General features: G+C 64.5%; 11 protein-coding genes. 8 read left to right on the top strand and 3 right to left on the bottom strand.

Annotated elements, in window-relative coordinates; translation table 11 throughout:
- Positions 1-191: 191 nt before the first annotated feature.
- The 4 genes from FQ755_RS31125 to FQ755_RS31105 all read left to right on the top strand — a co-directional run bounded on the left by FQ755_RS31125 (position 192) and on the right by FQ755_RS31105 (position 3832).
- Positions 192-479 (top strand): hypothetical protein, encoded by a 288-nt coding sequence (locus FQ755_RS31125; RefSeq protein WP_144160206.1) that lies wholly within the window; start codon positions 192-194, stop codon positions 477-479.
- Between the two features lie 286 nt (positions 480-765).
- Entirely contained in the window at positions 766-1596 is an 831-nt protein-coding gene (locus FQ755_RS31115) for a class I SAM-dependent methyltransferase (RefSeq protein WP_144160203.1), read from the top strand.
- Positions 1597-1738: 142 nt separating this feature from the next.
- Positions 1739-2653: a GntR family transcriptional regulator gene (locus FQ755_RS31110; protein WP_260858940.1), complete on the top strand. Its 915-nt coding sequence runs from the start codon at positions 1739-1741 to the stop codon at positions 2651-2653.
- A gap of 114 nt (positions 2654-2767) precedes the next feature.
- Complete coding sequence (locus FQ755_RS31105) at positions 2768-3832, top strand: Ldh family oxidoreductase (RefSeq protein WP_144160200.1); 1065 nt, start codon at positions 2768-2770, stop codon at positions 3830-3832.
- A gap of 77 nt (positions 3833-3909) precedes the next feature.
- On the opposite strand, the gene FQ755_RS31100 is transcribed toward FQ755_RS31105, so the two are convergent.
- The gene (locus FQ755_RS31100) at positions 3910-5196 is read right to left on the bottom strand and encodes an MFS transporter (RefSeq protein WP_260858939.1); all 1287 of its coding nucleotides are present in this window, start codon (positions 5194-5196) and stop codon (positions 3910-3912) included.
- A 169-nt stretch (positions 5197-5365) separates the two neighbouring features.
- On the opposite strand from FQ755_RS31100, the gene FQ755_RS31095 reads away from it, so the two are divergent.
- Entirely contained in the window at positions 5366-6478 is a 1113-nt protein-coding gene (locus tag FQ755_RS31095) for a lactonase family protein (protein WP_144160197.1), read from the top strand.
- 105 nt (positions 6479-6583) lie between these two features.
- Here FQ755_RS31095 and FQ755_RS31090 read toward each other — a convergent pair whose 3' ends face one another.
- Together FQ755_RS31090 and FQ755_RS31085 are read right to left on the bottom strand one after the other, a co-directional pair.
- On the bottom strand, positions 6584-8356 hold the full coding sequence (locus FQ755_RS31090; RefSeq protein WP_144160194.1) for a peptidoglycan D,D-transpeptidase FtsI family protein: 1773 nt from the start codon (positions 8354-8356) through the stop codon (positions 6584-6586).
- Between the two features lie 311 nt (positions 8357-8667).
- The gene (locus FQ755_RS31085; protein WP_144160459.1) at positions 8668-10209 is read right to left on the bottom strand and encodes a methyl-accepting chemotaxis protein; all 1542 of its coding nucleotides are present in this window, start codon (positions 10207-10209) and stop codon (positions 8668-8670) included.
- Between the two features lie 649 nt (positions 10210-10858).
- On the opposite strand from FQ755_RS31085, the gene aepX reads away from it, so the two are divergent.
- Genes aepX through FQ755_RS31070 form a run of 3 tightly spaced genes read left to right on the top strand, consistent with a single transcriptional unit; the run spans position 10859 to position 14798 of the window.
- Positions 10859-12562, top strand: a complete 1704-nt coding sequence (aepX, locus tag FQ755_RS31080; RefSeq protein ID WP_144160191.1) for a phosphoenolpyruvate mutase — start codon at positions 10859-10861, stop codon at positions 12560-12562.
- Positions 12559-13734, top strand: a complete 1176-nt coding sequence (gene aepY / locus FQ755_RS31075) for a phosphonopyruvate decarboxylase (protein WP_144160188.1) — start codon at positions 12559-12561, stop codon at positions 13732-13734. The genes aepX and aepY overlap by 4 nt, the downstream gene beginning before the upstream one ends.
- Entirely contained in the window at positions 13734-14798 is a 1065-nt protein-coding gene (locus FQ755_RS31070; RefSeq protein ID WP_144160456.1) for a 2-aminoethylphosphonate aminotransferase, read from the top strand. The genes aepY and FQ755_RS31070 overlap by 1 nt, the downstream gene beginning before the upstream one ends.
- Positions 14799-14867 lie beyond the last annotated feature (69 nt).

Genomic DNA, 14867 nt, shown 5'->3' with positions numbered 1-14867 from the left:
AATGGAGTCGATTATATGGTGACCACAATCTATCTGCAACGACTGGTTTGAAATGGGCCATTCCGAGTATCCGTGGAGATTGGCGCAAATGACCTCAAAGTTGGCATTTACGACGATACCGGTTTTGCCGTCCGAGCCCTAAAGTGGTCCCCGTTGCATGTCGCAACCCCTCACTGACTCAGGAGATCACCATGAAAGTTTTCGCTATTGCTTCCCCGACGCCGGCCCTCACGCCCGAGAAAATCCAGCAGCACATGTCCGACGAAGTGCCCGCCACGCTCAAGCTCTACCTCGACGGCAAGGTCGAGCAGTTCTGGTTCCGTGACAAGGCTGGCCCGATCTTTCTGATGAATGTCGAATCCGTCGAACAGGCCAAGGCAACGCTGGATACACTGCCGCTGGTCGCCGAGGGGCTGATGTCGTATGACCTGATGCCGGTCGGCCCGCTCATGCCGTTGGGTCGCCTGATCCAGAAGTAAATCCAGGCGCCGCAGGTGTCCGGCTGGGTCTGAATGTGTAATGCTCGAATCGCCGCGGATGACCAGGGCCGCGCCATCGCCGCGTTGCTCAAGCATCCCGAAGCGCATATCGGCATAACCATCGACCTGTCCGGCCCGTCGAGACGGATCACGAGCAGATGACCGCCGAACTGTCCGAAGCCCGTGGGCGAGTTTGCGCGCGCTCACATCGATCAGCTCAGCGCCGGCTAGCACGCCGCCGGCGCCGGATCTTGCGCTAACGCGCCGATAAAGAAGGAGTAGCACGATGAATGAAGCAGACGGCATTAGCCAACACTACGAGCGCGCAAGCCTGGTTGAACAGTTGCGCGCCGTGCTGGTGAAGAGCGGGCTTGGCGAGAAGCAACTCTCGGTAAAAGATCTCGCGCCACTCGACCAGTTCCACTCGCGGGGCCTCGCGGCCACCGTCGAACTGGCAAAGGCGCTGCCGATCACGGAGGCCACGCGGGTGGTGGACATCGGCTCGGGATTGGGCGGCCCCTCGCGCTACCTCGCCGAAACCTACGGCTGCACGGTGCAGGGCGTCGATCTGAGTCAATCGTTCGTCGACGCCGCCAACTTTCTCGCCGGGCGCTCCGGGCTCGCGAGCAAGGTCAGCTATCGGCACGGCAACGCGCTGACCTTGCCATTTGCCGCAGACGCATTCGATCTCGCGTGGACGCAGCACGTGGCAATGAACATCGCCGACCGCGCTGCGCTATATGGCGAAGCGTCGCGCGTGTTGCGTCCGGGCGGCCACTTCGCCATCTTCGATGTGATCGCCGTTTCCGGTGAACCGCTGCATTTCCCGGTGCCGTGGGCGAGCGGGCCGGAAATCAGTTTTCTCGTGACGGCGGACGAGATGCGCGCGGCCCTTGAGGACCAGGGGTTCCGCGTCGCGTCGTGGATCGACTCCACGGAAGCGGGAATCCACTGGTTTCTGCAGCGCGAGGCGGAACGGGCGCAGTCGTCCGTGCCGCCGGTGCTCGCGCTCGGCGCTGTGATGGGACCGGCATTCGGCCAGGCCACCGTCAATCTCCGACGCAATCTGGAGGAAGGGCGGGCGGCGCTTGTCCAGGTGATCTGCGAGAAAGTCTGACGTGTACCGTCGCCCGAGGCCGCCAGCGTGCATGTCGCTTGCTCAAGCGTAAATAGTCTTTTATGATCACATAATTCAATTTATGCGGTCGTGGCCGATCCTTCGCAAGGGTGGGCCAGCGCGCATAGCGCGACCAATCGACATGAGCGGTATTTCTCCCACTTCGCTGCAAGTGCGCATCGCACGCGACATCGTGGCGCTGGTGCGCCGCGATGCCTGCCCGGTCGGTGCTCACCTTGCCGAAAGCCAACTCGCCCGCGAGATCGGCACGTCGCGTTCGCCGGTCAATGCCGCGCTGAAATGGCTAGCCGAACTCGGGGTGGTCCGGCACGACGCCAATCGCGGCTTCTTTCTGGCTTGCGAGCCGGCTTCGCTTACCGGCATCGCCGAGCAATTCTCCTCTTCGCCCGACGAGCCGCTCTATCTGCAGATCGCCAATGACCGGCTGACCGGCGCGCTGCCCGACGAGGTCGGTGAAGCCGAGCTGATGCGCCGCTACGAGGTGGCCCGCACCACGCTGCGCAAGGCGCTTGCGCGCATCGCCCGGGAAGGCTGGATCGAGCAGGGCGTGGGCCACGGCTGGCGCTTTCTCGGCATGATCGATTCGCCCGAGGCTTACGACGAAAGTTTTGCCTTTCGCCAGTCGATCGAGGTGACGGGCTTGCTGAGCCCGTCGTTTCGCTGCGAGCCGGCGCAACTCGAGGAAATCCGCGAGACGCAGCAGCGCATCGTCGACGGCGGCTGGTCGCTGATGACGGCCGCCGAACTTTTCGACGCCAATAGCCATTTCCACGAGTCGCTTGCCAGGTGGTCGGGTAATCGCTTTATCCACGACGCGGTGCGCCGTATCAACCAGTTGCGCCGTCTCGTCGAATACAGCCAGACCAGTGTGCGCAAGCCGCGCAAAGGCCAGGCGGAAGAGCATCTGGCGATTCTCGATGCCATCGCGCGCTCCGATCTGCTCAGCGCGGCGACGTTGATGCGCAACCATCTCGACGGCGCGCGCCGTCTCAAGAGTCCCCGCACGCAAAGTTTCGATACGGGCCGCAGCGGCTAACCAGCCATGAGCGGCCGATAAGCCACGCGGCCGCGCCGCCGGCCCGGCCATGCCAGTCGTTCCCGCCACCCGACCCGGCGGCGAAGTTTGATCCAAGGAGTTTGCCAAGTGAGCATGACCGACACCCACGATTTCCAGCGCGTCGCGCCCGATACATTGCGCGATTTCGTCACCGCCGTTTATCAGACCACGGGCGCGAGCCCCGAGGACGCCTACGTCGCCGCGGACGCGATGGTCCAGGCCGACCTCTGGGGCCATCAATCGCACGGCGTGCTGCGCCTCGGCTGGTACTACGCGCGGTTGCGCTCGGGCGCGATGCGCTCGCAGACCAACCTGAGCTTTCCGGTCGACGCCGGTGCGATTGCCGTAATGGATGGCGGCGACAGCATCGGACCGGTGGTCGCCAAACACGCCGCGCACGACGCGATCCGGCGCGCCAGGGCGCATGGCATCGGCGCGGTGTCGGTGCGCAACTCGAACCATTTCGGCACCTGCATGTACTTCACGCGCATGGCCGCCGAAGCGGGTTGCATCATGCTCGCCACCACCAACGGCGGCCCGAACATGGCGCCGTGGGGCGGCCTGAAGAAGCTGATCGGCACCAATCCGTGGTCGGTGGCGGTGCCGGCCGGCCGTTACGCGCCGCTCATCATGGACGTCGCCAATTCGGGCGTGGCGCGCGGCAAGATTTTCCTCGCGCAAACCCGTCACGAAGAGATTCCGCTTGGCTGGGCCGTGGACGGCAAGGGCCGCCCGACCACCGATCCCGAAGAGGCGCTCAAAGGCTTCATTCTGCCGATGGCCGGCCACAAGGGCTACGCGATCGGCGCGATTGTCGACGTGCTGTCGGGCGTCTTGTCGGGCAGCGGTTTCCTCGACGAGGTGCACGGCCCCTACGATCCGGTCAACCGCAGCCGTGCGGGGCATCTGTTTATCGCGCTCAACGTGGCCGCTTTTCAGCCGCTCGCGGAATTCGATGCGCGCATGGAGCGTTACATCGAGACGCTCAAAGCGGTGCCGCTCGCCGAGGGCGTCGACGAGGTGTTCTATCCCGGCGAAAAAGAAGCGCGCGCGCACGAAAAGCAGCTCACGGACGGCATTCTGTTGCCCGCCGACACTTTCGCGGGACTCGACAAGGTGGCCGCAGAAGCCGGCGTGCCGCTGATCGCACGCGATTGACCCACAACGCACCGGCGGACGCAGCCGCTTCGAGGCCGCCTGCCGTTTTTCAGACGCCGGCTTTCAGGCGCCGGTTTTCAGACGCGGGCTCGAAGCGGCGGCGTGGCGGCGCCGGCCGTGATCGGCCGGTAAGTCATGGTCAGGGTGATGACGATGCCGGTCAGTTGCAGCACACCGGCAATCGCGAAGGCGTAATCGTATTTGCCGGTGATCGAGATCACGTAGCCGGTGACGATCGGCGCGAGCAGTCCAAACACATTGCCGCCGACGATCACGAAGCCCATCGCCTTGGCGATATCGCGCTGGTTCGGCAGCATGTCCGAGAGCAGCGAGAAGTTGGTGGCGTTGGTCGCGGCGATGCCGCTCAGCGACAGCGTCAGCACGACTACCAGCGACGCAAAGCCGGTCACGAGCGGCACCAGCAGAATGGCCGCGCCGCACAGCATCGAAATGGCGATGGCATGGCGGCGCCGTCCCGACGCGACGCCCGCGCCCCTCACGTAGCGGTCGCTCAGCCAGCCCGCCAGAATCGCCAGCACCACCGCACCGCCATACGGCACGCCGCTCAGCCAGCCGCTGCTGGTGATCGAGACGTGGCGCGTCGCCTGCAGATACGACGGCAGCCAGGTGAGGAACAGGTACTGCGCGTAGATGTTGCAGCCTTCGGTCAGCGCGATGCCCCACAGCGTGCGCGAGCGCAGCAGACGCAGCAGGCCGTCGGGCTGGCCTTCATCGAGCGTCAGCATGCCGTTGTTGCGTTCGCGCAGGATCATCGCGCGCTCTTCCTGCGGCAGCCAACGGGTGCGTTCGGGCGTATTGAAGAAGCAGAGCCACAGCGCCAGCCAGATAAAACCCACCGAGCCCGAGATCACGAAGGCCCAGCGCCAGCCGAACGCCGAAATCAGCACGCCGATCAGCGCGAGGCAAAAGGCCGGCCCGGCAAACGAACCGGCATTGAACACCGCGTTGGCCGCGCCGCGTTCGCGCGCCGGAATCCATTGGCGCACGGTTTTTGCACACACCGGATTGCTGCTCGACTCGCCTGCGCCCATCACCAGCCGCGAAGCCAGCAGCAGGCTATAGGCGCTCGCGGCGCCGGTGAGGATGGTGGCGAGCGACCAGATGCCGATGCCCGCCGCCGCCACACGCCGCGTGCCGAAGCGGTCGACGAACTGGCCCATCGGGATCAGGAACAGCGTGTAGGTCCAGATGAAGGACGAGAACAGATAGCCGAGGCTGATGGGCGAGAGATGAAATTCGCTGGCGATGGGCCTGGCTGCGACGGACAGCACCACGCGATCCATATAGTTGATCGTCGTGAGGGAAAAAAGGAAAAGCAGTACCCAGCCGCGCCTGAAGCTCACTTGTGTCTCCAATCCTGTAGGCCACGCTGTCCTGTTCGCGGCTCGATCCGGCGCGCCGCGAAGCGGGCGCGAAAATCGGTACAATGCGTTTTGTAAACACAAAAGTCAATGATGAATTCGCGGGCCGCAGCCGCGAAGGCGTCGGCGGCGGATCGAAAACGGTGGAGAGATGGCTTTGAACGAAACGACCAACGACACGAACGACGCGCCGGGCTGGCTGGCCTACGTCGGTAGCCGCACGACGGCGGCGCGCAAAGCCCTCGGCAAGGGTCTGAGTGTCTATCGGGTGGATGCGGCGTCAGGCGTCTGGCAACTTCGGCAGGTGGTCGAGGGGCTGTCAAATCCCTCGTTCCTTACGCTGAATCGCGCTCGGGACCGGCTTTACACGGTCCACGGCGACCAGGCCGAGGTGAGCAGTTTCGCCGTCGATGCCGGCAATGGCACGCTGCGCTTTCTGAACCGGCAGTCCTGCAACGGCATCAATCCCGTCCATCTGGAGTTGTCGCTCGACGGGCGCGAACTCGTGATCGCCAACTATGCGACCGGCACGCTGGCCGCGCTGGGTATCGCCGCCGACGGCATGCTTGAGCCGGTGCGTCTGCTGGTCGGGATGCCGGGCCAGCCGGGGCCGCATCGTATCGAGCAGAACGGCGCCCATCCGCATCACGCGCCGCGCTTCGTCAACCGCGCGGCGGCTACGGCGTGGCACATCGTGCCGGACAAGGGACTCGACGCGGTGTTCGCGGTGCGTCTCGGCGTCGATCAGGCGGAAACCCGCATCAAGCGCTTTCAGAGCCGCGAATCGGCCGGTCCGCGCCATGCGGCGTTTCATCCGGAAGCCGCGCTGATCTACGTGGCCAACGAACTGGATTCCACCGTCACCACGCTGTCGTTCGATGCTGAAACCGGCGGCCTTGCCTGCGTCGGCCATGTCTCGACACTGCCGCCCGAATACAGCGGTTCGAACCGGGTGGCCGGTATCGTCGTGCATCCGTCGGGCCGCATGCTGTATGTGTCGAACCGCGGCCACGATTCCGTGGCCTGCGTGCCGCTCGACGCCGACGGCCACGCCGGCACGCCCGTCGCGTTCGCGCCGGCACTCGGCAATTGCCCGCGCTTCATCGCGCTGACGCCCGACGGCCGCCGTCTGCTGGTGGCCAACGAACTGAGCCATACCATCGTGAGCCGCGCTCTGGATGCCGCGACGCTGCTGCCGCAATCCGAAGCGACGGTGATCGATACCGGCAGCCCGGTGTGCGTGGTGTTCGGCCCGGAGCGCTGAATCGCGGGCTGAGTTGTCGTTGGCTGAGTGGTCGTTAGAAGGGCGGCCTCGGCAGGCGTCGTTTGACGGCGCTATCCCTCGCAGTTTGCGCGGTTGAGGCGAGCATCAGGCGTCGGGCGGCACACCCAGCAATTGCAGCGCGCCGCCCGTCACCGCACCGAACACGGGGCCCGCCACGGTGCCGCCGTAAAACGCGCGGCCGGCCGGATCGTCGATCATCACCGCGACGATCAAACGCGGATCGCTCATCGGCGCCATGCCGACGAACAGCGCGCGATAGCGATTCTTCGCGTATGAGGTGCCGATCTGCTTGCGCGCGGTCCCGGTCTTGCCGCCAACCCGGTAGCCGCCGACGAGCGCCGCCTGTCCTGTGCCGCCCGTTCCGGTCGCCATTTCGAGCATCGAGCGGATGGCGCGCGCGGTTGCGGGTGTCGTCACCGGATGGGCGGGGTCTGCAGCGGCAAAAAGCGTGTTGGCGCCATCGGATGCATCGGCGTGGTCACTCGCCGGAGCGGCCGCTGTCTCTTCTTTCAGCAGCAGCCGCGCCGGATGCAGCGTGCCGTCGCCGGCATACGCCGTGTACACCTGCGCGAGCTGCAGCAACGACGCCGACAGCCCATAGCCGTAAGCCATGGTGGCCTGTTCGATGGGCCGCCAGCGCCTGAACGGCCGCACCTTGCCCGCCGCGGCGCCGGGGAAGGTCAGTTCGGGCCGGCGTCCCAGCCCGTATTCCTGATACTTGTTCCAGATCGTTTCGGCGGGCAGGTTGAGGGCGATTTTCGCCAGCGCAATGTTGCTCGACTTCTGGACCGCTTCCGCGACCGTCATCACGCCGTGATTCGAGGTGTCGTGAATGATCGACGGCCCGATCCGATACCAACCCGGCGAGGTATCGACGAGTGTTTGCGGCCCGATCTTGCCTTGATCCATCGACAAGGCGACGACGACCGGCTTGATGGTCGAACCCGGCTCGAAAGTATCGACGACGGCGCGGTTGCGCAATTGCCGGCCGCTCAGGCGCGTGCGGTCGTTCGGGTCGAAGCTCGGATAGTTGGCGAGCGCGAGGATCTCGCCGTTGCGCGCATCCAGCACGACGACGCTGCCGGCTTCGGCGCTGTGTTTCGCCACCGCCGCCTTCAGTTGCGCGTAGGCGAGTTGCTGGATGCGGCGGTCGATGGTCAGGCGGATCGTCGCGCCGTTATGGGCCGGCACCAGCGGGCGCGTCTCCGAGACCGCGCGGCCGAGGCGATCGCGGATCACTTCGCGCTCGCCCGCGGCGCCGTTCAGTTGCAGGTTGGCCGCGAGTTCGACGCCTTCCTGGCCCTGGTCCTCGATATCCGTAAAGCCCACGACGTGCGCCGCCGATTCGCCTTCTGGGTAAAAGCGTTTCGAGTCGACGATCTGCGTAACGCCCGCGAGCGCCAGTTTGTCGAGCCGGCTGGCGGTGTCGGCATCCACCTGGCGCTTGAGCAGCACGAACGATTTGTCGCCCGCGACCCGCCGGCGCACTTCCGCAAGCGGCATGTCGAGCAGGCCGGCGAGCGGCACGATACTGCTTTCGTCGAGCAGCTTCGGCGTGACCCAGATTTCGACCGTAGCGAGACTGACCGCGAGCATCGAGCCATTGCGGTCGACGATCCGTCCGCGAGTGGCGTCGAGCGCGATCGTGCGCTGATAGCGCTTCTGCCCTTGCACCACGTAGAAATCCTGATTAACGACTTGCACCCAGAAGGCGCGCGCCGCCAGCATCCCAAATGCGGCGAACACCACGAGGACGACGAATTTCGAGCGCCACGCCGGCAGCGGCGAGGCGAGCACCGGGTTGCGGGCGACCGGCGCGTATGGGTCGTGCGGCTGCGATTTGGTTTTCTTGATCATGGACACGGATACCGGCAACAGGCGGAGCAACAGCGGGGCAACAGGCACGGGCGGCGGCGCGCGCGCGTGCCATGATTGTAATGAAAACGTAATGTAAATGCGAGATCCGGGCAGGCGAAGAGCGGTGAGGCGTAAAAAAAGCCGCGCGGATTAAAAAATCCGTGCGGCTGATTCGTTCAATGAGTGCGTCTTCTCCGACGCGGCGTGTTTAGAGGCGCCCGGTTTAGAACCGTTTCGCAATGAAGCGGTGCGCGGGCGCCTTCTTTTCGGAGCTGGGCTTTTCAGTCAGCACGCGGTATCGAGTCTGCCGTTCAGGCCGGCAGGGCGAAACTCGAAATGGCCTCGCGCAGCGAGCCGACCTGGTCCTTCAGCGAATGGGCAGCGGCGGCGGCCTGTTCGACCAGCGCGGCATTTTGCTGCGTGACCTGATCCATCTCTCCGACCGCGCGGTTGACCTGCTCGATGCCCGCACTTTGTTCGCGCGAGGCGTGGCTGATTTCCTCGAGGATCTCGTTGACGCGCCGCACCGACTGCACGATCTCGCCCATCGTCGAACCGGCGTTGGCGACCAGCGACGCGCCTGCTTCGACGGCGTGCGTCGAGGTTTCGATCAGTGCCTTGATTTCCTTGGCAGCCGTGGCCGAACGTTGCGCGAGGCTGCGCACTTCCGCGGCGACCACCGCGAAGCCGCGGCCCTGTTCGCCGGCGCGGGCTGCTTCGACGGCCGCATTGAGCGCAAGGATATTGGTCTGGAAGGCGATGCCGTCGATCACGCCGATGATGTCGCCGATCTGCCGCGAGCTATGGGTGATTTCGCCCATGGTGCGGACCACGTCGTCGACCACACGGCTGCCGCGCGTGGCGACGTCCGCCGCCTGGCCGGCGAGCTGCGCGGCCTGGTTGGCGCTTTCGGCGTTCTGCTTCACGTTGACCGTCATCTGGTCCATGCTCGACGCGGTTTGCACCAGCGCGGCGGCCTGTTCTTCGGTGCGTTGCGAGAGATCGGTATTGCCGGCGGCGATTTCGGTCGCGCCCACGTTGATGTTCTCGGTGCCGGTGCGCACGCGCGAGACGGTTTCGACGAGACCGGCCTGCATCGTATGCAGCGCATGCAGCAGGCTACCGGTGTGACGCAGATTGACCGGCACGCCGACGGCGAGGTTGCCGCTCGCCATGCGTTGCGCGGCGATGACGGCGACTTCAAGGTCGCCGCCGAGCGAACGGCGCACGCTGCGCAATACGAGGACCATGACGAGGGTGGCCGCGCCGCCGAGCACGGCGGTGATGGCGAGCCACAAGGCCAGATTGGAGTAGAACGCGCTCTGGACGTCGTCCATATACATGCCGCTGACGACGTACCAGTCCCACGGCGCGAAGCGCAGCGAGAAGCTGGTTTTGGCGACCGGCTGATCGTGGCCCGGCTTGGCCCACAGATATTCGACGAAGCCGCCGCCTTCATGATTGCCGGCGGTGACGATATTGACGTACAGGTGATTGCCGGCCGGATCGGCGAATTGCGCCACGTTCTTGCCGTCCAATTCGGGCTTGAACGGATGCATCAGCACGACCGGCTGCGAATCGTTGACGGAGACGTAGCCGTCTTTGCCGTAGCGCAGGGCGGCGAGGGCGGCGAGCGCCTGCTTCTGGGCCTCGGGTTCGGCGATGGTGTGTTGCTGGGAGAGCGTGTAGTAATGGTTGATGATGCTGACGGCTTCCTGGACGACGGATGTCAGCTGATCGCGACGCTCGGCGATCATGGATGCGCGGTTCTGCCACGCGCCGAAGCCGCCGATCAGGATCAGGCCGATCCATAACACGACGATCATCGACCCGAGTTTTTTGTTCAAGGTCATGGTGTGCATTGCGCGGAGTTCCATCTTTGTTTGCTTATGCTGTTTAACGGCTTTGCGGGGATTTTGGTGTAGTAGGGGTGAACCCTTGGTTTGCGCCTTTTCATTTGTCTGATTTATCCCGGTTTTTAATTTGTCTGGTTTTATCGGGCTGTTGGCCTCTCCTTGCTGCGTTGGCGGTTTATGGATGCCGCTTCGCACAGGGGCAACACCAATAGACCATTAAGAATGCAAGAAAAGCCAGCAGCCGCATAAAACCAGCCAGATGAAATGAATAAAAAAACCGGCAGTAAAACCAATAAAAACATCCAAACTCAAAAATCCAGAAAACCCAAAATCAGAATAAGAAACAAGCAAACAACGATACAACGGACAGCAAAAAACACCACATTTCCACAAAATTCGCCATAAATGGCAGACAGAAGGTCCGGACAAAAGCGAAAATCACCCGCATCCGTTATAGTCACTTTCTTTCAGGCGCCGATCAGGCTCAGAATCGGGTGACACAGCGATGAAAACTCGCGAACCTCACCCGTAGCCGGCGGTAATAAAACCCAAACCGAATTCCGCCCGTCGCGCGCAACACCACGCAATACCACGCCCCGCGGCAAGCGAAACAACAGCACCCAGACAAGCAGGAGAATCCACCCTTATGAACGCCCGCGAACCCGCTTTCGTTGCCGCCTCGCGCACCAGCCGTCTGCGCCAGATGCTTACCAGCAATCAGCTCGAATTCATGATGGAAGCCCATAACGGCCTCTCCGCGCGCATTGTCCGCGAAGCCGGTTTCAAGGCTATCTGGGGTTCGGGTCTCGCGATTTCCGCGCAGTTCGGCGTGCGCGACAACAACGAGGCAAGCTGGACCCAGGTGGTCGATAACCTCGAATTCATGGCCGACGCCAGCGATCTGCCCATCCTGCTCGACGGCGATACCGGCTACGGCAACTTCAACAACGTTCGCCGGCTCGTGCGCAAGCTCGAACAACGCGGCATCGCCGGCGTCTGTATCGAAGACAAGCAGTTTCCCAAGACCAACAGCTTCATCAACGGCGAACGTCAGCCGCTCGCCGAAATGGACGAGTTCTGCGGCAAGATCAAAGCCGGGAAAGACTCGCAGACCGACGAAGATTTCTCCATCGTCGCGCGCGTCGAAGCGCTCATCGCCGGCTGGGGCATGGATGAAGCCCTGCGCCGCGCCGAAGCCTATCGTCAGGCCGGCGCCGACGCGATCCTGATTCACAGCAAGCTGTCGCGTCCCGACGAAATTCTCGAATTCGCCCGCGAATGGGCCGGCCGCGGTCCGCTCGTCATCGTGCCGACGAAGTATTACAGCACGCCCACCGACGTGTTCCGCGAAGCCGGCATCAGCACCGTAATCTGGGCAAATCACCTGATCCGCGCCGCGACTTCGGCTATGCAGGCGGTGGCCAAACAGATCCACGAAAGCGAAACGCTCGTCGACATCGAAGACCGCGTCGCCTCCGTCAGCGAAATCTTCCGCCTGCAAGACGCCGACGAATACTCGGAAGCGGAAGACCGCTACCTGTCGGCTTCGCGCGCGTCGGCTTCGGCTGTCGTGCTCGCCGCCAGCCGTGGCGCCGGTCTCGAAGCCGTGACGGCGGATCGTCCCAAGGTCATGCTGCCGATCGCAGGCAAGCCGCTGCTGCGCTGGCTCGTCGACGCATTCAAGAAGCAGGGCGTCAACGACATCACCGTGGTCGGCGGCTATCGCGCCGACGCCATCGAAACCGCCGGCATCAAGCTGGTCGTCAACGAACGCCACGCCGAAACCGGCGAACTGGCCTCGCTCGCCTGCGCCGTCGACGCGCTGAAGTCGGACACGGTCATCTCCTACGGCGACCTGCTGTTCCGCAGCTATATCGTGCGCGATCTGGTGGAAAGCGAAGCGCCGTTCAGCGTGGTGGTGGATTCGACGCTCACCGAGCCGGTCAACAAAAGCGTGCGCGACTTCGCGTGGTGCTCGGCGCCGGACGATCGCGGGCTGTTCGGCAACAAGGTGCTGCTCAAGCGCGTGTCGAGCGAACTGCAGGACGCGGCTTCGGGCGAAGCCAGCTTGCCGGACGGCCGCTGGGTCGGTCTGCTGAACGTGCGCGGCGAAGGCCGTGAGCGTCTGCAAACCGTGCTCGCCACGCTGCGTGCGCGTCCTGATTTCGACAAGCTCGACATGCCCGCGCTGCTCAACGCGCTGATCGAAGCCGGCGAAGCCATCGAAGTGCAATACGTGCACGGCCACTGGCGCGGCGTCAACGATCTGGAAGACTTCCGCCGGGCCGGCGATTTCGCCCACGCGCAGGCGCCGCTCGCGACCGGCGCCGCCGGCGGAGAGGCGCAATGATCGAGGCTGCACAGTTTGTCGAAGCGGCGCGCGAGCGTGGCTTCGACTGGTATGCCGGCGTGCCGTGTTCGTATCTGACGCCGTTTATCAACTACGTGCTGCAGGACCCGTCGCTGCATTATGTTTCGGCGGCCAATGAAGGCGATGCGGTGGCGCTGATTGCCGGCGTCACGCTCGGCGCGCAGAACGGCCGTCGTGGCGTCACGATGATGCAGAACTCCGGGCTCGGCAATGCGGTGAGCCCGCTGACATCGCTCACGTGGACGTTCCGTTTGCCGCAACTGCTTATCGTCACGTGGCGCGGCCAACCCGGTGTCGCCGACGAACCGCAGCATGCGCTGATGGGTCCGATCACGCCGGCGATGCTCGACACCATGGAGATTCCGTGGGAGACCTTCCCGACGCAAGCCGATGCCATCGGCCCGGCGCTCGAGCGCGCCATTGCCCACATGGACGAAACCGGCCGCCCATATGCGTTGGTGATGCAAAAGGGCAGCGTCGCGCCTTATGAACTGAAGCAGGGCGCAAGCGGCGCGCGTCGCACGCCGGTGGCGCCGCAGGCGCAGTGGCGCGGCGTGGCGGCGGATGCGCTGCCGACGCGTCAGGCCGCATTGCAGCGCGTGATCGCGCACACGCCGCTGGAATCGACGGTGGTGCTTGCTTCCACCGGCTTTTGCGGCCGTGAACTCTACGCACTCGACGACCGCGCGAACCAGCTATACATGGTCGGCTCGATGGGCTGCCTGACGCCGTTCGCACTCGGTCTCGCGCTGACGCGTCCGGATCTGCACGTAGTCGCCATCGACGGCGACGGCGCCGCGCTGATGCGCATGGGCGCGTTCGCGACCATCGGTGCATATGGCCCGGCAAATCTCACGCATGTCCTGCTCGATAACGGCGCGCATGATTCGACCGGCGGCCAGGCCACCGTGTCGGCACAGGTGTCGTTTGCGGGTGTCGCCGCGGCTTGCGGTTACGCCTCGGCGGTCGAAGGCGACGAGCTCGCCACGCTCGACGGCGTGCTCGCGTCGCCACAACTCGACGGCCCGCGCTTCGTGCGTCTCGCGATCCGTCGCGGCACGCCCGATGGTCTGCCGCGTCCCACCATTACTCCGCCGGACGTGAAGACGCGCCTGATGCGCCACCTCGGCGCCGCTCAAGGAGTTCGATGATGCTGCTGCTCAATCCCGGGCCGGTGACGTTGACGGAGCGCGTGCGGCAGAGTCTGCTGCAGCCCGACCTGTGCCATCGCGAAGGCGAGTTCTTCGATCTGCAGGAAGAAGCGCGCACGCGTCTCGTGGACATCTACAAGCTCGATGCCGCCGAGTGGCAAGCCGTGCTGATGACCGGTTCGGGCACGGCGGCGGTGGAAAGCATGATCGCCGGCCTCGTGCCGGAGAACGGCAAGCTGCTGGTGATCGAAAACGGCGTGTACGGCGAGCGCATTACGCAGATCGCGAGCCAGTACCGCATCGCGCATGAGGCGCTGAAGCACGAATGGATGCAGGCGCCCGATCTCGAACGCATCGCCGCGCGGCTCGATGCCGGCGGCTTCACGCACGTGGCGGTGATTCATCATGAGACCACCACGGGCCGCCTGAACGATCTGCAGGCGCTGGCGGCGGTGTGTCGTGCGCGTGGCGTGCGTCTGCTGGTGGACGGCGTCAGCAGCTTTGCCGCCGAGTCGATCGACTTCGCCGACGGCAGCATTGCGGCAGTGGCGGCGACCGCCAACAAGTGTCTGCATGGCGTGCCGGGCGCATCGTTCGTGATGGTGCGCCGCGAGGCGCTGAAGCAGGCAGCGAGCCGGACCTATTATCTGGACATCGCGCGCCTGGCGAAACTGCAGGATCAGCGCAATACGCCGTTCACGCCGTCGGTGCACGCCTACTACGCGCTCGTCGAAGCGTTGCGCGAACTCGCGGACGAAGGCGGCTGGACCGCGCGTCATGCGCGCTACGCGGCGCTGGCCGAACAGGCGCGCGCGGGACTGGCTGCGCTGGGGATCGATAGCGTGTTGCCGCCGGCTGAGTCGTCGGTGGTGCTGCGGGCGTATCGCCTCCCTGCGGGCGTCAGCTACGTGCAATTGCACGACGCGCTGAAGGCGCGCGGCTTCGTGATTTATGCGGGGCAGGGCGGACTGTCGGCGGAACTGTTCCGGATCTCGACCATGGGCAATATTCATCCGGCGGATGTCGAGCGGCTGCTGCAAGGGTTTGCCGCGTTGACGCGTTAAAGGCGGGGTGCCGCTGCTCGCCTGAGAGCGGCGGCTTGCAATTACAAAGCACCCCAACCCTTCGTCCTT

This window comes from Paraburkholderia sp. BCC1885, from assembly GCF_900996235.1.
Taxonomy (GTDB): domain Bacteria; phylum Pseudomonadota; class Gammaproteobacteria; order Burkholderiales; family Burkholderiaceae; genus Paraburkholderia.
Note: the sequence above shows the minus strand (reverse complement) of the source record. Positions and strands in the feature narration are given on the sequence as shown.